A 21,633-nucleotide genomic window follows, 5' to 3' on the forward strand; every position below is an offset into this window, starting at 1 on the left:
GTTTTAGCGTCCGACCGCCACCTTTCGTTTTGTAAAAATCGGTTACGCTAGAATTTGACTCCCGCCGGTTCGGCCAACGGGTTGGTTACTTTTCCATATTCCGAGGCATGGGGTCGGTCGCTGTCATCGGCGTATCCGTAATCCAGCATGCGGTTACGATTTAAGCAGAGTTTCGTAAACTGTGGCCGTAAGAGATCAAACAAGGTAAAGCGTTCCTGTAGTTGTGGAAAGCGCTGTTGATAGTGAAGGATGGTTGCCCGAACCTGAGACCAGAAGGCGGTTTCCGGATAGTGGGTATGTGTTTCCAATAAATCGGACAGATAGCGGAAATGGCAGACAAATAGCCCGGTAAAGATAAATTGGCACAAACCTTCCGGCGGTTCGCTCCGCAGCACCGCTTTTAAATCGGGCGATAAATCAGCTAGCTCCGGCAAGGGTTGATCGCTGACATTGACATCGTCGACAAAATCTTTGACGGCCAGACGATGAGGAGCGAAATCTTTCAATACCAATATCGTGTTTTGTCCATGGGGAGAAAAGACGACCCCATACTGGTACAAATAATGTAAAAGCGGTGGTAAGAGAGTGGCAAACAGACGTGAAAGCCATTCTTCCAGTTCCAATCCCGATTTTTCCACCAGCTGTAGGATCAATGGAGTGCCACTACCGTCTTGGTGCAGGAGTGCAGCTAAGGTGATCGGTTTTTCCCCTTCATCCAGATAGGAATAGATGCTTTCCCGCCAGATGCAGCCCAACATTTCCAGATACTGATACGGTGCACCGGGAAGGTTGGCGTAAGCAGGGTGATCCACATTGAGGCTGGCGATTTCTCCCGGCAGGATCACCCGGCATTCCTCATGCAGAAAAGGATCGCGGTGATAGATGTCTTTGATATACTGAGTAATCGCTGGTGCCAATACCGTCCGCTCACTGGGCAGCCCTCGATAGACTAGGGTGTTGAGAATACTCATCGGCAATTTCACATAATGCTTGTTGCGATGAGAGGTATTGACAAAGGTACGGATCGATTGTTGCGGCAGGTATCGGTCTTCTCCCTTTCCCAAGGGGATGATGTTTTTGAGTGCCAGGTCTTCGGCGAACAGCGGAAGGATAAAATGATCCCACTGCCATTCATGGATGGGCATCAACCAATAATCCTCCGGGTTGACTTGTTCATCGAGCAGCTGTTGCCGAAAACGAAACATCGTTTTCTCACCCAGTTCCTGTTGCAACAAACGGTCGCCATCTACTGTGTCAACGGTATGGAATTCCGCCCGCTCCCGTTTGACGGCGATCCAATCCAATTGAATCGGCTGTTGTTGCTCCGGCGCGTAAGCACGATAGTCGCGATAACTAAACCCAATCCGCCCTTTGTTGTAAGTGATCCAGGGATGGCCTTCCATCTCCCCTTCCAATTCGGCGTAATCCAGTTGGGTGAGGTCCGTTTTTTGTTGTTGTTTTTTCGCTAAAATATGGGCGTCTGCCATCAGGGTGTGCTGGTATTCGCGAATCAAGTGCCCTGCTGTCTCAGGGGAAATTTCGATAACCCCCTGAAGATCCAAGAGAAAGCGGATGGGATCGACTGCTGCTTCAGTGCGACCGTTCTCTTCGCGCCGAATCGTCTCCGCAAAGACATGAATGCCGTCAAACATGCGTTTTTCCGCTGTAAAAGAATAGGTGATACCGCCCAGAGGCAAGGTGTATTCCGTTCGTTTTTTATTTGCTTCCGCCGGTTGTGGAAAGATGATTTCTTCATAGGTAAACGCTGCGATCATTTTGGTAAGCAGTTGACGGGAAATGGTTTTCCAACAATCGGGGTTGAAGACGGTGGACAACGAGGGTTCGTTCATTCCATTCATCCTCTCACAGAAATTTTATCGGGGCTGGTTTGTTTGGATCGACCAAATTGTTGAAAGACATTGCGTTCAAAAACAGGGTAGACTTCCCGCCCGGCTAAGGAGTTGATGATGACGGCGTTGCGATGGGCACCTAAGCCCAGATCGGGAGCGCCGACGCCGTGGGTGTGCAGATCGCCGTTTTGGATGTAGATGTGGTTGTCCGTCTTGATGTTTAAATTCAACCGGTAGTCGGCATTGATGATATATCGCTCGTTATCGTCCCACTGAATCAAGGGGCGTAGGTTGGTGATGCAATCCGGAATCCGGTGTGCATAGCCGGTAGCCAGGATCACCACATCTGTCTCATGGAAAAAGAGCTCAGGGTGATCCCGGTGCTGGCATTGGAGTCGATAGCGTCCTTCACCGTCGTCGATGCGCTCAATCGTTTCAATGGCGGTGTGAGACAACAAACGGGCGGGAAGCGGGCGTCCGCCGACGGTTCGTTCATACAGAAGTTCGTAGATGTCGCTGATGGTGGAAGCGCTGATTCCTTTGTAAAGCAGATCCTGTTTGGCCAACGTGGTATCCCGTTGTTGTTGTGTCAGCGAGTGAAAATGGCGGATATAATCCGGTGAAAAATGTTCCAATCCCAATTTGGAGTACTCCATTGGGAAAAAGCCGGGAGAGCGGGTAAACCAGTCGAGGCGATAGCCGTGCTCTTCCTGCTGCTGTAACAAGGTGTAAAAGACTTCGGCGGCGCTCTGGCCGGAGCCGACGACGGTAATAGAGTGAGCCTGTCGACAACGTTCCCAGCGATCCAAAAAATGAGCAGAATGAAACACATCTATCGTGGGCAAATGAGCAAAACGCGGATTTACCTGGGGTACGCTACCGACACCCAGTACCAGATTTCGGGCGCGATAGATGGTGTGGATTTTGGTTTGGATGTTGACCGCTTCTACGCGGTAGTGGCTTTCTTCTCCGGCGTTGATCCATTCGATGTCAACCACTTTTTGTCCAAAGCGGCAGGTGTGTAGCTGTTCTGACACCCAGCGACAATAATGATCATACTCCCGCCTAGGGATGTGGAAGCGCTCCAGGAAGTAAAAGTGGTAGAGACGTCGCTGCTCCTTTAAGTAGTTGATGAAGCTGTATGGGCTGGTGGGATCGGCCATGGTAACCAAGTCGGCTAAAAAGGGAACTTGCAACGTGGTCCCTTCCAGCAACAATCCGGGATGCCAGGAAAAACAGGACTTTTGCTCCAAAAACAAGGCGTCGATCTCCGGAGCCGCTTTTAACATGGCGGCTAGACTTAAGTTAAAAGGGCCGATGCCGACGCCGATCAGATCGAAAACCGTTTCCTGCTCGCGTTGTCGATCAATCATAAGTACCACTCCCTACAAACGTGTCGCGGTAGCAGAACATCAAGGCCGCCCGCTTGTCCGGCAATTGGATTTCCTGTTGAAAACGGAACCCGCACTTGGTAAAGAGATGGATCATTTTGTCGTTGCGGATGTCCGGTTCCGCCACTACTTTTTGTGTCTCTTGATGTTCAAACAGCCAAGCGGTCATCGTTTGCAACAGCGGCAGGGCGTACCCTTTTCCCAGATACGAAGGGGGACCGATTAGGAGGTGGATGCCTTGATCATCGGGATGGACGTCATAGTATTTACCCAGGATGTCGTCTTTGGCCCAATACGTTTCCCAATAACTCATGGGAACACCGTCGAGAGAACCGATGTGCAACGATTGGTGGGTATCGGCCAAAAAGGTTTGCAAATGCTTGCGATAGCGATCCAGTGGAATATTCAAGTCCCAGAAAGGAATCACATGGAATTGGTGCATCCATTGATGAAGTCGTTCCAGATCTCGCTCCAGCTCCACGGGACGAAAGGCGATCCGCTTGCCGATGGTGGGGTGAAAGCGCTCATAGTGACCGCTCATCTCTTCCCTATCAGGGGTTTTCGATTTCAAGGTTGGTCACCGCTCCTTTCAAAAGAGGGTTGTTGATGGGGACGTAGACGGACTGGCTTTCCATCGGTCCGATCAGTTCATCCATCTCATACAGCCGGGTCAACAGGTTTGCCTTACAGGGAAGGCGTTCCTCATCAAGCAGGCTGTAGATTAACCGGGAAGGCTCCCGGTTATGGGGCAAAAGTTGAGTCAACGTTTCCCGCAATTCCGCCAACAGGACTTGTTCCTTTACCAGCCCGGCGGTGCCGAAGCCGTTGATCAGCCCCACAAGATGATTGAGGAAGAAGTAATAGCGGAGCCGCTCATCGGCGACGGCATCGTTGCAGCGGGTATCGCTTTTTTCGTTGATGCCCGGCAGTAGCCGCTTCAGCCGCTCAAAAGTAGATTCGCAGTAGTAGTAGCCTTGGTTGTCACGATAGTAGAAGTGGACGGGATAGCCGTTATCCAGTTTGATAAGGCTGTTTTGTTGGTGGGCTTCTAAGGCGATTCCGTATTCCAGATACAACCACATGATGGGCTGAAACGAAAGGGTAAGATAACGACGGAACCAATCGCGGCTCACTTCCTGGGTTGAACGCCCTTCCTGAGCAGCCAAGGATTGAATGATATGGGCCAGACGCGACTTTTCCCCGGCAGGATGATCCTGACACAGCCCGGCGATCAGGGTGACGTTACGTCCGGCGTCTCCTTGAAAGGGGTTGTGACGCAGGCTTAGTTCAAAACCGGACTCTTCTTTATCGGGATCGATCAAAGTGAGATAGGCAGGATCTTCGATGATGGAAAACCCGGGGAAGGCAGTACGCATTTTTTCTCCGATTTCGGTTTGCAGCAAGCGGGAGACTTCCACTCCCCGCTCCAGCTCTTTTCGCTTGTTGAGGCGAAGGGAGTTGGTGATTTTGATCGAGACGGAGCTCTTCAACATAAAATCAGCCTCGGGATGGTACAACGTGCGTAAGGAAGAGGTGGCATAATAAGGCCTTCCTTGGGGACCGAGATCCTTTAGGAGCCCATCGACAATCCAGCGTTGGGTTTGCGGTTGTTGCAGCAGATGATGCGCTTGTTGTGGATGAAGGGGAAGCAGACTGTAATCAGACTGCTGGCAATAGGTCGTTTTTAAGTCGTCGGACAGTTGCGGGTCCGCCAGCAATTCCCGCTTGATCAGTTGCGTGGCGGATAAGGAGCGGGTGGAATCCTCCCGCACAATCAAGTGATGGGCGGCGAAGAGATGAAGGGGAAAGGCCCCCTTTAACTCCGGTGCATAGCGGGACTGTTCGCTATCGGATAAGCCTTGTCTGCTTTTGGGAGTGGGATGCAACAAATGGCCTAACAGTAGGGACTGTTCCGCATCGAGGAAGTGAAAAGGATAGCGATACAGCTGTTTCTCATCTACTTGACGCGCGGAGAGGTAGGATGCGAGTTGGTTGTTGCTTTGAATGACGCGCTCGATCAGATCGACGGGAAAGTGATCCAATGACCGATCCAGTGCCAATTCCTTGGTCAGCAGGGTAGTCAGGGTGACCATATCCAGTGGCAGAAAGCGGTCAGAGCCGCTTTCTCTATATTGGAACGGAAACAGAAATTGATGCCGTTCCGTCGCTGACCAATAGCGGAGCGGGGCCACAATTTCCAGGCCGTGATGGGGCAACGGGACACGCGCGGCTTTGCCGATGGGAGAGACGGAAAGAATGGAAGAGATGGGATTGTCCACTTCTAAGCCGTGTTGTTCCAACCAATGCACATTGCCGGTTTCTTTTAGATAGCAATTGAAAAAACTTTGCATGGTGGCTTGTTGAGCCCGTGTTTGCGACATGCGATTTACACGCTCCTCTGTCATTTTTCCAGTTGGGCGCCGATTTGTTTGACAGCATTTAGGATGTGGTGGATATCGGTCAAGGTGATGCGCGGGTTTAACAGGGTGAGTTTTAGACAAATATCGCCTTTCACCTTGGTTTGGGCGATAACCGCTTCACCACGAGCCAACAGCAGTTGCCGAATATCCCGATTGATCCAGTTTTGCCGGGATTGTTGGCACTCGCCTGGATCAGGCTCGGGGAGATACCGAAAGACGACGGCGTTTAGCATGGGATGGGGATTGATGGCCAGTAGTTTATCATCGTCGCGGATCATCCCGGCCGCTTTTGCCGCGATTTCCATTGTGCGGTCAATCATATGGGAGAATCCCCTCCGCCCCAAGGTCTGTAGGGAGACAAACAATTTAAGCGCGTCAAAACGGCGGGTGGTTTGAATCGATTTGGTTACCAAATGGGGGATACCGTGTTGTTCATCTTCTGCCGGATTGAGATAATCGGCGTTTCGTTTAATTTCGTCAAAGTGGGCCTCATCACGGAGAAGAAAAGCGCCACAACTGATCGGCTGGTAGAACCATTTATGAAAATCGACGGTGATGGAATCCGCCCGCTCAATGGCGGTTACGAGATGGCGATGGCGTTCGCTAAAGGCTAATGCCCCGCCAAAGGCGGCGTCTACATGCAGCCACATCTGATCCTTGTGGGTGCGTTCGACCAATGGCGGCAGCGGATCAATGCTACCGAAGTCGGTGGTACCAACGGTGGCGACAATGGCAAAAGGCAACTTTTTTTGCTGTCGCAGCTGTGCCAGTTTCCGATCCAAATCGGTGATAGAGAGGCGATGCTGTTCATCGGTTTCCACGCAGATAACCGCCTCTTCCCCTAGTCCCAATAGCGCCGCCGATTGTTTGACGGTAAAATGAGCCGCCTGGGAACAGAGAATACGCCAATCTTTTGCATGTGGGGGTAACCCTTTGCGTTGGATATTCCAATCGAAGCGGGTTTGAGCGAAATGGTTTCGCGCCAACAGCAATCCCATCAAATTGGATTGTGTTCCGCCGCTGGTAAATACACCGTCACTCTGGCTCTCAAGCCCAAATTGTCGGCATAACCAGCGCACCATTTTTTCTTCCAATATCGTGGCCGCAGGACTTTGGTCCCAGGAGTCCATTGATTGATTCATGGCGCTGATCATCGTTTCCGCTGCCAGTGCAGGAGTGAGAGGTGGGCAATGGAGGTGAGCTGCACAAGTGGGATGATGTACAGCGACAGAATGACGAAGAATCCTCTCTCCTGTCTGCCGTAACACCGTCTCCAACTCTACACCCTCTTCCGGGCAGATTTCTAAAGAGCGGAAAAGAGCGGTCAACTCCTCCGGTGAAATCCCGCTAAAAGGCTTGTCCAAGCCGGCAAAATGATGCTGGATCACCTCATGTGCAGTTTGCATCGCCTGGCTGTAGGCATTGCGAGAGGCTGTCGTTTCATTTAAAAACCTGGTATCCAGCAGCGTTGTTGTTTGCGTTTCAATCATCATGCTTCCTCCGATCTTACGCATAAGCGGCCAGGGATCTTTCCGCAGCTTCAACCGCATCGGCGAAACGTTGGCAAATGTGGTCTACCTGTTCTTCGGTGATGATGAGCGGGGGAAGAAAACGGACGACACTGCCGTGGCGGCCCCCTAATTCCACGATCAGCTTACGTTCAAAGCAAGCTTTTTGGATGGCTTGTGCCAGTTCTGGATAGAAAGGTTCCAGAGTGTGCGCCCGGTGACCAGGCATCCAGGGATTCATCATAGACGACGACTGCCAAGGGGAGGGAGCCTCCGATCGCTTTGGACAACACTAGCACATCCGGGGTGATGTCGGCATGTTCAAAGGCAAACCATTTGCCGGTTCGACCAAAGCCGGTCTGTACTTCATCGATGATGAGGGGGATGTTTCGTTCTTGCGTCAGTAAGCGAATATTTTGAACCCAATGATCCGGTGCAGGGATGGCGCCGCCTTCCCCTTGTACAGTCTCCATGATCATTCCTGCGGGTACGGTAATTCCGCTCTCGGGGTCATCCAGCAATCGTTGGATGAAACGGCTACCGGTTTCCGCTCCTTTGTCCCCACCTTGGCCAAAGGGACAACGGTAGCTGTAGGGATACGGCAAAAAGTGTACATCGGGCATCAATCCACCCACATGCTCTTTGGGTGCCGTATTTCCCATTAATGCCAGCGAACCGTGAGTCATGCCGTGATAAGCGCCGTGAAAAGCGAATATCGATCGGCGCCCCGTCGCTGTTTTGACCAACTTTAATGCTGCTTCAACCGCATCCGTTCCCGCTGGACCGCAAAATTGAATTTTGGCTCGACGGGCAAACGCCTGCGGCAGACAGGAGAGCAACTCTTCGATAAAGGCGTTTTTGGTCGGTGTGGTTAAATCAAGAGTATGTAACGGGCCATTGTCCGCCAACACTTGCTGAATTGCTTCAATTACCAACGGATGATTGTGACCGAGGGCGAGGGTGCCAGCACCCGCTAAGCAGTCGAAGTAGAGATTTCCTTCCACATCTGTGACGTGGATACCACTCGCTTCCCGAATCGCCAGCGGGATGCGGCGTGGATAGGAGCGTGCATTTGATTCCCATCGTTCCTGCTGGGCTAAGTAATGTTCGTTTTCCCATACGCGTTTGGAACGCATCGATGGACTCCTCCTGTCTGCTTATCAATAACGATAATCATTCTCAATTTCGTTTAATAATTTAGCACACAAAAATCGAGGTGTAAACCGGTTCGGGAAAAATAATTGCGATTGATAATCGTTATCGAATACATAGAATCCCCCGTATGTACTGACAGGAGGGGGGATGGAACGCTGTGAAATTTTTTATACTGTTGGAACGAGAGGGTTTGCGCACTTCATAACGGCAATGATCGCCTTAAGGGAAAATGTAAGCGAGTAGCATGTCGGCTTCAATTCATGATCAACTAAAAATCGAAACGGTTAACGTTTTCCTTATTAATACTTACCTATGTTAAGTTACTCATGTTATTGTAGTAGATAACCGATATTGGGAGGTGGGAACGTTGATGAAAAAAACGGTGGGTATTCATCATATTACGGCGGTGGCAGGGCATCCTCAGGAGAATCTCGATTTTTATACGAAAGTTTTGGGGATGCGCATCATTAAGCAAACGGTTAATTTTGGCGACCCAAATACATACCATCTTTATTTTGGCGATGAGGTAGGCCGTCCCGGAACATTGATGACCACCTTTCCTTCGCCGCAAGCCAGGAAAGGGCGGATTGGTGGCGGCCAGGTTGGGGTAACTTCCTTTGCGGTTCCAGTAGGAGGACTGGATTATTGGAAAGAGCGACTGCAGCAATATGATGTTTCCATCATGACAGGGGAACGGTTAGGCGATCGTCTGCTTCAGTTTGATGATCCTCACGGCCTACACTTAGAAATCGTGGAGCGGAAAACCGAACAGCGCAGCGGATGGACAGTGGTTGGTCTTGACGGGGAGTATGCTATTACTGGAATCGCCGGTGCCGTCCTCTATTCGACCGCTCCGGAAAAAACCAACACCTTGTTGGAACAGGGGATGGGTTTGATCAAGGTGGCAGAAGAAAAGGGTTGGGTCCGTTTTCAGGCCGAGAGTCCCAATGGCCAATGGATCGATGTGAAGCGGGAAGCGCTTCCGGTTGGTTCGATGGGTGCCGGTGTGGTTCACCATATCGCCTTGCGGGCTGCCGATGAAGCGGAGCAGCAGGAATGGATCGACCATCTACACCAGTATGGCATCACCCCGACGGAAGTGCGCAATCGTCTCTATTTCCAATCAATCTACTTCCGTGAAGAAGGGGGCATCTTGTTTGAAATTGCCACGGACGGACCAGGCTTCACTGTCGACGAAGAGCGGAAACATTTGGGGCAATCGCTAAAATTACCGCCATGGTTGGAACCGGAACGGGAGAACATCGAGTCGGGTTTGCTCCCACTACAGGTGCCCAAAGCAAAAGGAGGAAAAGGATGAGACATCTCTTTCAACGAGGAACGGATTCGGATGCTCCGATATTGTTAACCCTTCACGGCACTGGGGGAAATGAGGAAGACTTGTTGCCTTTAGCAAAAATGATTTCACCTCATTCGTCAGTACTCAGCCCACGGGGGAATGTGCTGGAAAATGGGATGCCTCGTTTTTTTCGCCGTTTGGCTGAAGGGGTATTTGATGAAGAAGATTTGGTACAACGCACAGAAGAGTTAAAGCAATTTATCGATGAAGCGGCGGAAAAGTATACGTTTGATCGGAGTAAGGTGGTGGCTGTCGGTTATTCCAACGGAGCCAATATCGCAGGCAGCCTCCTCTTTCATTATCCGGGAGTGTTGTATGGGGCCATTTTGCATCATCCGATGGTTCCCCGTCGAGGAGTGGCGTTGCCAGACCTCTCAAAAACCCCGATCTTCATCGGAGCAGGTCAAAACGATCCCATTTGTCCGCCGCAGGAAACGGAAGAACTGCAGCGGTTGCTGCAATCCGCCGGTGCTGCTGTTTCTGTTCACTGGGAACAGGCTGGTCACCAATTAACCCAAACAGAGGTGGAAGCGGCTTCCCGTTGGATGAAGGAGTCATTTTGAAGTAATCGGGATCACGGCCCGGGCCTCCTTTGTCAGCCACCTCTTAAAGGGAAGAGGGGAGCGATTTCCGGTATAGCGCCCTTTGCACTAAAGCACAAGTCTCGCTTTGATCCGGCTGCCCAACGGAGGAGATGAAGCGGACAGTCCTTCATCGTTGCAAGGGAAAGAGGCGCGAAGACGGAAATCGGGACTGTCCAACCTTTACCCCTTCTCCGGAAGGGGTTTTTTTTGAACGATCGATCGTGATTGAAGCAAGCACCCATCACCCAATTCCGCGAGATTTGGTAAACCTCATGTAGGAAAATGTCCCCCCGCAAGCCTTGTGGACATGCGCATATGCGGATGAGACAAGTCATATGATGTAGCATCTAGGCTTGTCAGAGGCAAAAGGGTGGGATAAAGATGCGGGAATGGAACCAAGGGGTACGCAAACGCAGAGAGGAAAAGTTGCGGGCGATTCGGGGGGAGACTCGGAAGAGCGTCTCTCCTCATCAGGCGTGGGGAGCGCCGGTGTGGAAAAAGGAGACGGAAGCGGACGAGCTCCCCTGGAACCGGCCGGGTAGTTGGATGAATACCAGGAAAAAGGGGAAATGGGCGCCCCGGATGTTGTTGCAAACCTTTCTCGCTTTTGCCTTGCTGACAGGGGTTTATCTGCTTTACCAGTCCGAGGTGCCGGCTAGTCAGCAGGCGCAGATGTGGATTGCGGAGGTAATGGAGCGAGATTTTAATTTTGAGGGTGTTGCGCTTTGGTATCAGGAGCATCTGGGGGGATCGGCCATTTTGCCTGTGTTTCAAAGAAAATCGGATCAGGAGAGCGATGGAGCGAAAACATTCGAATGGGTCGCCCCTGTCGCTGGGAAGGTACAACGTCCTTTTCAAGAAGGGGAACGGGGAATCATTATTCAGACCAAGAAAGATGCACCAGTAGTGGCCGCTGCGGAAGGATGGGTGATCCAGGCGGGTACGGTGGAAGGGCTGGGGAATACCGTAGTCCTTCGCCATGCGGATGGACGGGAAACCTGGTACGGTTGGTTGAAGGAAATACGAGTGGAAGAGAAAGACTGGGTAAAACCGCGTCAACTGTTGGGAGAAGCAGGAGTGCAAGAAAACGAGGCCATGCTCTTTTTTGCGATGAAGCGGGGGGATGATTTTGTCAATCCTGCGGATGTGATTCCCTTTGGCTCTTAATGCACTTCCATGGCAGGGTGTTCGCTTCCGTATTCATTTTCTGTTTGGGATGGTTTTGCTGGTATCGGTGTTGACAGGCCAATTTATGGAAGTGATTACCTTATTTGTGTTGGTACTGATCCATGAATTGGGTCATGTTACCGCCGCTCGTTCTTTTGGTTGGCGCATGGATGAGATTCAGCTGCTTCCTTTTGGAGGAGTGGCACAAACGGACGAATGGGGAACCGTTCCTGCCAGGGAAGAGATTGCGGTCGCTCTGGCCGGCCCGTTCCATAATGTGTTGATGATTTTGACCGGATTCCTGTTTTATCGGGCTGGTTGGTGGAGCGAGGAGTGGATGCTTTATTTTATCCAAGGAAATGCTTTGATGGCCGGTTTTAATCTCATGCCCATCTATCCCCTGGATGGAGGCCGCATTTTGCAGGGGTTGCTTAGTTATCGTCTCCCTTACGCTCAAGCCATCCTATGGACCTTTCGCATCGGTGTGGTCGGTGCATGTCTATTGGTGTTTTTGGCTTGGTTTTTGGGCGTTCACCAGTGGAATCAAGCGGTGATCGGTCTTTTTTTGCTACAGGCCAATTTTTTCGCCTATCGTAAACGGGACTTCCAACTGATGCGATTTTTATTGCATCGCAGGGAGCACGGTGTCGATGGAGCGGCCTCGATTTTGCGGGTGCGGGTGGAGCGTGATGAGCCCTTGGTACGGGTCTTACGTCGGTTGCGCAAAGAAGCGTATCATGTGGTGGAGGTGAGAGACAGCCGCGGTGTATGGAGAGCGTTGCCGGAGGAAGCGCTCTTCCGCCATTATTTTGATGAGAAAAACACCCGCAGTGTCGTCGGGGACTTAACGGCTTGAAACGACACAGCAATCATTGAGGGAGAAACGAATAGTTGCCTTCCACTTTTCCCGGATTAAGGCTGTGTAAGCCCACTTGTATGATGACCGCGGGTTAGATATTGTAGCGAATAAAATTGAAACTTTACGCGATTGTTACCTCAACTATAACGATTGGATTTTGGACTATGACCGTCAACGGATCGATGCGGTTTTTGCCGATTCGGTTTGATGTTGTTTGACAGCATATATAGTCTGTGATAAAATTCCTTTGTTATGTGCCGCTCACCCGGAGTTGGCACAACCGCACGGAATAGGTTTTAAGGGGAGATCCCACCAATTCCGGCGAGTCTTCATGTGAGGGAGGGTCCGGGATGTACGCATTGATTGAGACTGGCGGTAAACAGTATCGGGTGGAAGAGGGACAATCGGTCTACATCGAGAAGCTGGCCGCGGCAGAAGGCGAAACTGTCACCTTTGATAAAGTGCTCTTGGTAAACAAAGAGGACGGCACTGTCATCGGTACACCGGTGGTGGAAGGTGCAAAAGTGACGGGCAAAGTGGAAAAACAAGGTAAAGCGAAAAAGATTGTGGTTTTTAAGTACAAACCGAAGAAAAACTATAAGCGAAAACAAGGTCATCGCCAACCTTTTACCAAAGTCGTTATTGAGTCGATCGAGGCGTAATCGAAGGGTTTGACGATGATTCAAATACGAGTGAAACGCGATAGGGAAGGGAGACTGGATCAAGTTTCTATCCGGGGGCACGCCCAAGCGGGACCTTACGGACAGGATCTCGTCTGTGCGGCGGTTTCAGGAATCGCCATCGGACAAGTGAACGCGATTGAGTCTCTGCTTGGCTCCCGCGTATATCGGATCGCAGATGAAGAAGAAGGGTATTTGGATTGCTTTGTTCCTTCCGGTTTGGAACGAGAGCAGACGGAAAAAGTGCGCCTTCTCTTGGAAGCGATGACGGAAGCATTGCGGCAGGTGGCGAAAGAGCACCCTTCCCATGTAACATTTTTAGAGAACGCTACTTGATGAAGGAGGTGGATTGCCATGTTGAAGATGAATTTGCAGTTTTTCGCTCAGAAAAAAGGGGTCGGCTCCACAAAAAACGGTCGTGACAGCATCGCGAAACGCCTTGGGGTTAAACGGGGCGACGGCCAATTGGTAAGTGCCGGCAGCATCTTGGTCCGTCAGCGTGGAACCAAGATTTACCCTGGAGCAGGTGTTGGTCGCGGTGGCGACGATACCCTCTTCGCTAAAGTAGAAGGCGTTGTAAAGTTTGAGCGTCTGGGCCGCAACAAAAAGCAGGTAAGTGTTTATCCGCAAGTGGCCGAGGTGGCTGAAGCCCAAGCCTGATCATCGGCGAGCGATCCCGGTCTTCCGTGAGGAGGCCGGGTTTTTTTTGTAGGTGGCGTTTCGGTAAAATGGGAGACGAACCTCCATGGAATGCGGGAGTGAGACAAGATGGGAAAATGGTTGTATGCGCTTCCGATAGCAGGGTGGTTAGTCGTGATGGCGGTGCAGCCTTGGGGCCGGAACGCCGGTCTGATCATGGCCCTTATTGGTTGGCTCCTGCTTATCTGGTGTTGGCATCGTTATCATGTGATTGGACAGGCTGAAAAGGAGAAGCAGATTGATCGATTTCTGCGGTTATGGTCAAATCAGCGCCATGATTGGTTAAATCACATCCAGGTGATTTCGGCGTATGCTTCTTTGGAGCAAACGGAGAAAATAACGGCACATTTGCAAATATTGACCTCCGAGCTGGCGACGGAACGAGAAGGTGCCGTTGTTAAAGATCCTTCCTTAGCTTTATTTTTGTCTACTTTACGTATGGAATGGATCGAGTGGAAAACGGAAGTGACGGTCTCTTCTGAGGTAGCGACATTGGGTGGTCCAGCGGCACGTCTCGTAGAGAATACGCTACGGCACATGATGGATTGGATTACCGCCCTGGCACCGGCTGACGGTGAACCGGGAGAGCTGTGGATTCAGCTGGAGCAAGAGGGGAACAAAGGTATTTTGATCCGGTTGGAAGGGGAGCCGGAAACCTGGCCTACCCTTACAGAGAGTGATTGGTCGCGACTGAGAAATACGATAACGCTAAAGAAGGCTCAACTGCAACCGCAAGCCCATGGAGTAACGGTTTATCTTCCCCTACGGTGATACATATCGATGGAAAAGTGGTGGACGCATGTTTGTCGATCAGGTAAAAATCTATGTCAAAGGTGGAGACGGTGGCAACGGAATGGTCGCTTTCCGCCGAGAGAAATATGAACCCAACGGCGGCCCTGCCGGAGGGGACGGTGGTCGTGGGGCAGATGTTGTTTTTTGTGTGGATGAAGGACTGCGAACATTGATGGATTTTCGCTACCAAAAGCATTTTAAAGCGAGCCGCGGCGAAAACGGACGTTCCAAAAGCCAACACGGTAAAGGGGCAGAGGCCATGGTTGTGCGTGTGCCTCCCGGAACGACGGTAAAAGATGCGGACAGCGGTGAAATCCTAGCCGACCTTCTCCGCCACGGTCAAGAAGCGGTGATCGCCAAAGGGGGCCGGGGGGGGCGGGGAAATATCCGCTTTGCTACGCCAAAAAATCCGGCTCCCCATGTAGCGGAAAACGGGGAACCGGGAGAAGAGCGCTGGGTGGAGCTGGAACTGAAACTGCTGGCCGATGTCGGGTTGGTGGGATATCCCAGCGTGGGTAAGTCGACCCTTCTTTCCACGGTGAGTGCCGCTAAACCGAAAATCGGCGCCTATCATTTTACCACCATCGCCCCTAATCTGGGTGTGGTGGAAGTGACGGAAGGACGCAGCTTTGTCATGGCCGACCTGCCGGGATTGATCGAGGGTGCTCATGAGGGTGTGGGCCTGGGTCATCAATTTTTACGCCACATTGAACGGACAAAACTGTTGGTCCATGTTATCGATATGGCCGGTTCTGAGGGACGGGATCCTTATCAAGATTTTCAACAAATCAATGAAGAAATCAAACGTTATCGTGCAGCTCTGGCGGATCGTACCCAGATTGTGGCAGCCAATAAGATGGATCTACCGGAAGCCGCAGATCATTTGGAGTTGTTCCGGGCTGAGGTAGGGGAGGAAGTGCCGGTTTATCCGATTTCGGCGGCGACGCGAGCAGGGCTGAAAGAACTGCTTTATGCCGTGGCGGATCGATTGGATCAACTGCCGAATGAACCCCTGAAAGAGGAGGAGACGGCAGTAAAACTGTATAAAAGCGAAGCTGTGGAAGAACCTTTCACCATTCGTCGGGAAAATGAACGGTATATCGTGGAAGGGGCGCGTGTGGAGAAACTGGTGAGAATGACCAATTTCCAATACGATGAGTCGGTGCGCCGCTTCGCTTATATCCTGAAGCAGATGGGTGTGGACGATGCTTTGCGCAAACGGGGCGCTCAGGTAGGGGATACAGTGGTGATCGGTGAGATGGAATTTGATTTTCAGGAAGGATGACGGGATCAACATGCCCGCTCTTTCCTATTTTTTCTATTGAAAGCGCTCCCTTTTTGTTATTGATGCGATCGGACGAGTACTAGTTCTATTCGTCGGCTTCGTCTGACTTATTATGCAAAAACCTACCCCTTTGTACTATCGAAAAAATATACCTTTTGTTGTGAATGATCGGTCTGATTCGGTTCTATTTAGGGCGGATTGTTGGCAATTTCGTGGCATTAACATTTTGTTAACACTGGTGTGATTTAATAGTAATATCCCGACGAACCGTACCGAGAAATGAATCGGCTTTTTTACGGTGAAAAAGATAGGCCCTATGTTTAGTGGATTTTTCTATTAAAAGTATTTATTATAATGGGAGCAAGTCATTCCTATTTTGAATCCATTGGTTTAGGAGATGTTGGTTCCCATGCTTCTCATCCCACTACTGTTGACATTGGTGCTGGTGCTGGGGATCTTTGAATGGCGCCGCCATCAAAAAGTGATCCAATCGGTACCCTTACGCATCAATATCAACGGAATCCGCGGAAAGTCGACGGTCACCCGTCTGATTACGGGGATTATGATCGAGGCGGGCATGCGTACGGTGGGTAAGACCACCGGCACCCAAGCGCGGATGATTTATTGGTACACCGACGAGGAGGAGCCGATTAAGCGACGTCCGGAAGGTCCGAATATCCGTGAACAAAAAGAGGTCTTAGCTAAAGCATCCAAGTTGAAAGCGGAGTGCCTGGTCAGTGAATGTATGGCGGTTAACCCTGATTATCAAATTGTGTTCCAAGAGCGCATGCTGCAGGCCAATGTGGGTGTAATCGTCAATGTATTGGAAGATCACATGGATGTGATGGGGCCGACTCTGGACGAAGTAGCACAAGCTTTTACGGCGACGATCCCGGAAAAAGGGCATTTAATTATTAATGATAGTCCTTATGTTTCCTTTTATCGGCGGGAGGCGCGCAAGCGCCGTACCCAATTACATGTATGTGACACCAGCCGAATCTCGGAGGAGTATCTCCGTAAATTCGAGTATATGATCTTTCCCGAAAATGCGGCTTTGGCTTTGGCTGTTGCTGAAGCGGTGGGCATCGATGAAGAGACGGCCCTGCGAGGGATGCTGAATGCCCCGCCAGATCCGGGTGCGATGAGTATCCTGCCTGTTGGAGATCGGGATCGCCCCGCTTATTTTGCCAACGGATTTGCTGCTAACGATGCGGCTTCTACTATCAATATCTGGAAAAGGATTGTGCAATTGGGTTATCCGACGGATAATAAACCGGTGGTGATTATGAATTGCCGTCCTGACCGGGTTGATCGGACAGAACAATTTGCGGTCGATGTGTTGCCCCATATTGAGATGGATACATTGGTCTTGATTGGAGAGTCGACTCGACCCATTGCCGTTGCCTATGAAGCGGGAAAAATACCTGCTAACAATATGTTAAACCTGGAAGGGCGAGGAACGCGAGAGATTATGGATAAGTTGACTCCGTTTCTGTCTGATCGGGTCGTTTACGGGGTGGGCAACATCCACGGCGCAGCAGAGCCGTTGTGCGATCTTTTGGAGGAGCAAAAGCACACCCAAATCTCACATGTTAGTTAATTAGGCTGGGAGGAAATCGCTGTGTTTGGCTCGGATTTATATATTTCGCTGGTCATCGGCGTCGTATTCAGCCTTTTGTATGCCGAAAAAACCGGGGTGGTTCCTGCGGGGCTGGTGGTACCCGGCTACCTGGGACTGGTCTTTGACCAACCCGTTTTTATTTTGGTCGTTTTATCCCTCAGTTTCCTGACGTATCTGATCGTAACCCAAGTGATCGGTCGTTTTACCATCCTGTACGGACGGCGTAAGTTTGCCGCCATGTTGGCAACTGGGATTGTATTAAAACTCATATTCGATTATTTTTATCCCTTTGTCCCCTTTGAGATTTTTGAATTTCGGGGGATCGGTGTGATCGTTCCCGGATTGATCGCCAACACAATCCAGAAGCAAGGGTTGGTTCCCACGGTTTGGAGTACGTTGCTTTTAAGTGGCCTTACCTTTTTGACCATGTATGCTTACTATCTGTTTTAAGCGGGGATACTTCCATGAGTAAAAAGTTGAATCGCAAACAACGCATGTTGCGTTGGACAAAAAAGCACAAAGTAAAAGCTCCCATCCATACGACGATCGCCTTTTTTGTATCCATCGCCCTCTTGGTCAGTTTTTCTCTGCTCGACTCCATGGGAGGAACAACGGTCAAAGCGGATACGGCTACCGGTGAAGCGGAAGATCTTCTCACACTGACGATGGTAGGCGATATGATGTTTGGCCGTTTTGTGGAGAAAGCAGGGGAGAGGCATGGGTATGAGAATTTATTTCAAAATGTCCAACCCTATTTCCAAGAATCGGACCTGGTGACGGGGAACTTTGAAAACCCCGTCTTGCTCGGAGATCCAGAGGATTACCCTGAAGCGGACAAAGATATTGTCTTTCATTCTCCACCCGAGGTACCGGCTGCCTTGAAAAAAGTAGGTTTCACTTCGGTCAATCTAGCCAATAACCATACAACCGACTATGGGGCGCCAGGTTTGATGGATACATTATCAACCTTTCGCGATGCGGGTCTGCCTACGGTAGGAGCAGGTAGTGATCGCTATGACGCACAACAAGTACTTTATCAGGAAGTGAACGGCTTAAAAGTGGCCACTGTCGGGGTGACGGATGTTTACGCCAAAGGGGGAACCGTGAAACGGGACTTTCCGGGAGTAATTCCCGCCCGACCTGAAACCTCACTTCCATTGATCGAGAAAGCGAAAAAAAATGCGGACCTGGTGATTGTACAAGTTCACTGGGGAGTGGAATATGACAACAACGTTCATCCGCGGCAAAAGGATTTAGGTCGAGCGATGGTGGACGCTGGCGCTGATATAATAGTCGGCCACCATCCCCACGTACTGGAGCCGATTGAGTTTTACAAGGGCTCTGTCATCATGTACAGCCTAGGGAATTTTATCTTTGATCAAGGTTGGTCCCGGACGCGGGAAACGGCATTGGTTCAGTACAAGCTGAGCAAAGATGGCAAAGCCCGCTTAGAAGTTCATCCGATGGTAATCAGGGAAGGGAAACCTCGCCCGTTGCCCGGGGTTACGAATCTGTACCGTCGGGAAAAAATCTATCTTCAGTTGGCGGACGAAAGGGTTTATACTGAAGCTTGGAAGAAGAAGTGGACGCGGGAAGAGGATTACATCGTCCATGAGTGGGACCATTCTAAAATCCTACAACGAGAAGAATCGAATCAAAACGAACAACAAGGGGAAAGCCCGCAGCAAGAGGATCAGCAACAAGATCAACAGCAGCAAGGTCAACAACAGAATGGGGTGACACCGGGGGCGCCGGCACAGGAAGCGCCAGCGCAACCCGCTGCTGGAACGGGGGGAGGATGAGCCGATGTCAACACGCGTACTTAACATCATTCTTAGCGTCATCGTCATTGTGGGGATGACCGGCGTTTACGTCAATGAGTCCTTCGGTAAAAAGCAGGAACCTGATTCCCGCTCATTGAGCGTATCGACGGGTAAACAACGCAACTATGGTGTGGCGACGGCTCATCCTTTGGCCACTGAAGTGGGAACCCGTGTGCTGGCCGAAGGCGGCAATGCGGTGGATGCGGCAATCGCCGTCTCGTATGCCCTCGGGGTGGTAGAACCCCACGGTTCTGGAATCGGCGGGGGAGGAACGATGTTGGTTCACCCCGGTAATGGGAAAGAGCCGGTTGTTTACGATTACCGAGAAATTGCTCCCTATAACGGCCAGATGCCCCCGCTGGGAATCGGCATTCCCGGATTTGTAAAAGGGATGGAGACGGTTTATCAGGATTACGGGTCGATGGAGATGAAAGAACTGATTCAGCCCTCCATCGATTTGGCTGCCAACGGTGTGGAGCTGACCAGTATCGACGAATCCCGGATTGAGCGTTCCGCCTTTCGCATGCAGATGAGTGAAGTCTCCCACATGTATCCCGAAGGCCAACCTCTGCGAAAAGGGGATATCCTGGTTCAGGAAGAATTGGCCCAAACGTTGGAAATGATCCAGACTGAGGGTTCTTCCGCTTTTTATGAAGGGCCGATCGCCCAGGAAATGATCCGCAAGGTTCCCCAATTTACCCTGGATGATTTTCAGCGGTATGAAGTTCTAAAGAAAAAACCGGTAAAAGGGGAGTTTGCAGGCTTCGATGTATATGCTCCTCCGGCACCTTCCGGTGGGATTATGCTGATCCAGATGTTGCAGATGGCGGAAACGCTCCAGGTGGAAGCGACCAAGGACAAACCGTCGGATTTCGTCCATTTGACCGGGGAGCTATATAAACGGAGCTACCGGGACCGCTTGCGCAAAATCGGGGATCCTGCTTTTGTGGATGTTCCGGAGCAAGAGATGACTGCCAAGGAGTACACGCAAAAGTTAGCCTCTGATATCAAGATGGATAAAGCATCGGAGGAATACAGAGAAAACTTGGATTCGGAAGCTGATCTAGAAGACCACGATAATACGACACACTTCGTGATCATTGATAAAGACGGCATGATGGTATCAGGGACAAACACCGTCAGCGGTTATTTTGGTTCCGGTGTTTATGTAAAAGGCTTTTTTATGAACAACCAGCTGAAAAACTTCAGCTTGACGCCACAGTTTCCCAACTATCCCCAACCTGGAAAGCGGCCCTATAGTTATACCACCCCTGCGATCCTAGTGAAGGACGGAGAAGCGATGATCGGGATCGGGAGCGCCGGCGGACGGCGGATTCCGGCGATGGTCAGCCAAGTGTTGATCCGGCATCTGAAGTATGGGGAATCACTGGAAGACGCGATGAAAAATCCACGCTCCTATGTTGAAATCGAAGATGATACGGTCGCGATGGAACGGGAATTCCCGGAAAGTGTCCGCGCAGAATTGCAACAACGGGGATATCCAGAGACAGCTACGACATCGGCGCTTTATTTTGGAGGAATTCAAACCATGCGACTCGATTTGAATTCCGGTACGATTGAGGGAAGTGCCGATCCGCGCAGAGATGGTACCTGGCGTGTGGAACGATAGGAACATGGCCCCGCAGCCAAGCAGAAAGGGTGTAGCATGGTGAAGCGGTTGATTCGATGGGTGGTGCCGATTCTGTTTTTTGCAACGATCTTGTCCGTTATGATTGGATTTCGGCACCTGGAGACCTTGGAAGCAAACGAAATGCGTGTGATCGAGGAATTCCGCCAACGATGGGTGCGAGAGACGGACGGTCCCGGTCTGATGCGGATGCAGGAAACCTTTTGGGGAGAGTGGGTAGTATCCTCCAATGCCAACGGTTACTTTGGTCCTGATTATCACGCCAGCCAAGCTGGTGACGGATCGGCCTCGTTCACATGGACGTTTCAGGTGAAGCAAGCAGGAAAATATAACATCCATGTCAATTATGCCGCCGCCTTTGACCGTGCGAGCAACGCTCCTTACACCGTCAGCTATTCCGGCGGAACGGCGACGGAATTGGTGGACCAGCGAACCGGTGGTGGCCGTTGGATTTCAATCGGAACCTATGACTTCCAGGAGGGAGAAGAGGTTACGGTAACACTTACCAACAATACTGATGGGGCGGTAATTGCCGATGCGATCCGAATAACGGAAGAGGGAAATTCATCCAATAAATTGATTTTGGATAACCGAAACCCCAACCAAGGTTTTGAGCCTGTCCAACAGGCTCCACAACAACAACCGAACCCGGAGCAAGCGGGCGAAGGAGAAAATGATCCGCAACAATCGGCGGACGGGCAGAACGAACAGCAACCCGGCGTACAACTGGCTCCCCCACAACAACCTTAAATATGATAACTTGGCTGCAAAAGCACCTAAAATAAACGTCACAC

At 50.9% G+C, this 21,633-nt stretch carries 20 protein-coding genes, 1 pseudogene and 1 other annotated feature; of the genes and pseudogenes, 15 read left to right on the forward strand and 6 right to left on the reverse strand.

Annotated features, from left to right (window positions below):
* Positions 1-47: 47 nt before the first annotated feature.
* From C8J48_RS04180 to C8J48_RS04205, 6 genes and pseudogenes are all read right to left on the reverse strand, one after another.
* A complete protein-coding gene (locus C8J48_RS04180; protein ID WP_107725095.1) occupies positions 48-1,850 on the reverse strand; it encodes an IucA/IucC family protein in 1,803 nt (600 codons plus the stop codon).
* Between the two features lie 5 nt (positions 1,851-1,855).
* Positions 1,856-3,220, reverse strand: coding sequence for a lysine N(6)-hydroxylase/L-ornithine N(5)-oxygenase family protein (locus C8J48_RS04185; protein ID WP_425430470.1), 1,365 nt, complete (start codon positions 3,218-3,220; stop codon positions 1,856-1,858).
* Positions 3,216-3,749 carry a GNAT family N-acetyltransferase gene (locus C8J48_RS04190; protein WP_425430471.1) on the reverse strand — a complete coding sequence of 178 codons (534 nt, stop codon included), beginning with the start codon at positions 3,747-3,749 and terminating at the stop codon, positions 3,216-3,218. Before C8J48_RS04190 ends, C8J48_RS04185 begins: the two co-directional genes overlap by 5 nt.
* 43 nt (positions 3,750-3,792) lie before the next feature.
* Complete coding sequence (locus C8J48_RS04195; protein ID WP_107725097.1) at positions 3,793-5,622, reverse strand: IucA/IucC family protein; 1,830 nt, start codon at positions 5,620-5,622, stop codon at positions 3,793-3,795.
* A 20-nt stretch (positions 5,623-5,642) separates the two neighbouring features.
* A complete protein-coding gene (locus tag C8J48_RS04200; RefSeq protein WP_170105146.1) occupies positions 5,643-7,151 on the reverse strand; it encodes a pyridoxal phosphate-dependent decarboxylase family protein in 1,509 nt (502 codons plus the stop codon).
* Positions 7,152-7,167: 16 nt separating this feature from the next.
* Positions 7,168-8,305: pseudogene (locus C8J48_RS04205) on the reverse strand (diaminobutyrate--2-oxoglutarate transaminase family protein).
* Positions 8,306-8,694: 389 nt separating this feature from the next.
* Between C8J48_RS04205 and C8J48_RS04210 the strand changes: the two are divergent.
* The 15 genes from C8J48_RS04210 to C8J48_RS04280 all read left to right on the forward strand — a co-directional run bounded on the left by C8J48_RS04210 (position 8,695) and on the right by C8J48_RS04280 (position 21,589).
* Positions 8,695-9,642, forward strand: a complete 948-nt coding sequence (locus tag C8J48_RS04210) for a ring-cleaving dioxygenase (protein WP_425430443.1) — start codon at positions 8,695-8,697, stop codon at positions 9,640-9,642.
* Positions 9,639-10,244 (forward strand): alpha/beta hydrolase, encoded by a 606-nt coding sequence (locus tag C8J48_RS04215; RefSeq protein ID WP_107725100.1) that lies wholly within the window; start codon positions 9,639-9,641, stop codon positions 10,242-10,244. The genes C8J48_RS04210 and C8J48_RS04215 overlap by 4 nt, the downstream gene beginning before the upstream one ends.
* 402 nt (positions 10,245-10,646) lie before the next feature.
* Positions 10,647-11,432, forward strand: a complete 786-nt coding sequence (locus C8J48_RS04220; RefSeq protein WP_107725101.1) for a M23 family metallopeptidase — start codon at positions 10,647-10,649, stop codon at positions 11,430-11,432.
* Positions 11,422-12,288, forward strand: coding sequence for a M50 family metallopeptidase (locus tag C8J48_RS04225; protein WP_107725102.1), 867 nt, complete (start codon positions 11,422-11,424; stop codon positions 12,286-12,288). Before C8J48_RS04220 ends, C8J48_RS04225 begins: the two co-directional genes overlap by 11 nt.
* A gap of 76 nt (positions 12,289-12,364) precedes the next feature.
* Positions 12,365-12,499 (forward strand): DUF3885 domain-containing protein, encoded by a 135-nt coding sequence (locus C8J48_RS04230; RefSeq protein WP_107725103.1) that lies wholly within the window; start codon positions 12,365-12,367, stop codon positions 12,497-12,499.
* Positions 12,500-12,559: 60 nt separating this feature from the next.
* Positions 12,560-12,630: a sequence feature (ribosomal protein L21 leader region), on the forward strand.
* 11 nt (positions 12,631-12,641) lie between these two features.
* On the forward strand, positions 12,642-12,953 hold the full coding sequence (gene rplU / locus C8J48_RS04235) for a 50S ribosomal protein L21 (RefSeq protein WP_107725104.1): 312 nt from the start codon (positions 12,642-12,644) through the stop codon (positions 12,951-12,953).
* Positions 12,954-12,968: 15 nt separating this feature from the next.
* Positions 12,969-13,307, forward strand: a complete 339-nt coding sequence (locus tag C8J48_RS04240; RefSeq protein WP_107725105.1) for a ribosomal-processing cysteine protease Prp — start codon at positions 12,969-12,971, stop codon at positions 13,305-13,307.
* A gap of 18 nt (positions 13,308-13,325) precedes the next feature.
* Positions 13,326-13,631 (forward strand): 50S ribosomal protein L27, encoded by a 306-nt coding sequence (rpmA, locus tag C8J48_RS04245; RefSeq protein ID WP_107725106.1) that lies wholly within the window; start codon positions 13,326-13,328, stop codon positions 13,629-13,631.
* A gap of 108 nt (positions 13,632-13,739) precedes the next feature.
* A complete protein-coding gene (locus C8J48_RS04250) occupies positions 13,740-14,441 on the forward strand; it encodes a Spo0B domain-containing protein (protein ID WP_107725107.1) in 702 nt (233 codons plus the stop codon).
* A gap of 28 nt (positions 14,442-14,469) precedes the next feature.
* Positions 14,470-15,747 carry a GTPase ObgE gene (gene obgE / locus C8J48_RS04255; protein WP_107725108.1) on the forward strand — a complete coding sequence of 426 codons (1,278 nt, stop codon included), beginning with the start codon at positions 14,470-14,472 and terminating at the stop codon, positions 15,745-15,747.
* Positions 15,748-16,156: 409 nt separating this feature from the next.
* Positions 16,157-17,347 carry a poly-gamma-glutamate synthase PgsB gene (gene pgsB / locus C8J48_RS04260; protein WP_107725109.1) on the forward strand — a complete coding sequence of 397 codons (1,191 nt, stop codon included), beginning with the start codon at positions 16,157-16,159 and terminating at the stop codon, positions 17,345-17,347.
* A 21-nt stretch (positions 17,348-17,368) separates the two neighbouring features.
* Positions 17,369-17,818, forward strand: coding sequence for a poly-gamma-glutamate biosynthesis protein PgsC (gene pgsC / locus C8J48_RS04265; protein ID WP_107725110.1), 450 nt, complete (start codon positions 17,369-17,371; stop codon positions 17,816-17,818).
* A 14-nt stretch (positions 17,819-17,832) separates the two neighbouring features.
* Positions 17,833-19,170, forward strand: a complete 1,338-nt coding sequence (locus tag C8J48_RS04270) for a CapA family protein (protein WP_107725111.1) — start codon at positions 17,833-17,835, stop codon at positions 19,168-19,170.
* Positions 19,171-19,174: 4 nt separating this feature from the next.
* Positions 19,175-20,821, forward strand: a complete 1,647-nt coding sequence (ggt, locus tag C8J48_RS04275; RefSeq protein ID WP_107725112.1) for a gamma-glutamyltransferase — start codon at positions 19,175-19,177, stop codon at positions 20,819-20,821.
* 39 nt (positions 20,822-20,860) lie between these two features.
* Positions 20,861-21,589, forward strand: coding sequence for a golvesin C-terminal-like domain-containing protein (locus tag C8J48_RS04280; protein ID WP_107725113.1), 729 nt, complete (start codon positions 20,861-20,863; stop codon positions 21,587-21,589).
* Positions 21,590-21,633: the final 44 nt, after the last annotated feature.

Origin of the sequence: Desmospora activa DSM 45169 (assembly GCF_003046315.1) — a bacterium.
In the GTDB taxonomy this organism is placed as follows: Bacteria; Bacillota; Bacilli; order Thermoactinomycetales; family DSM-45169; genus Desmospora; species Desmospora activa.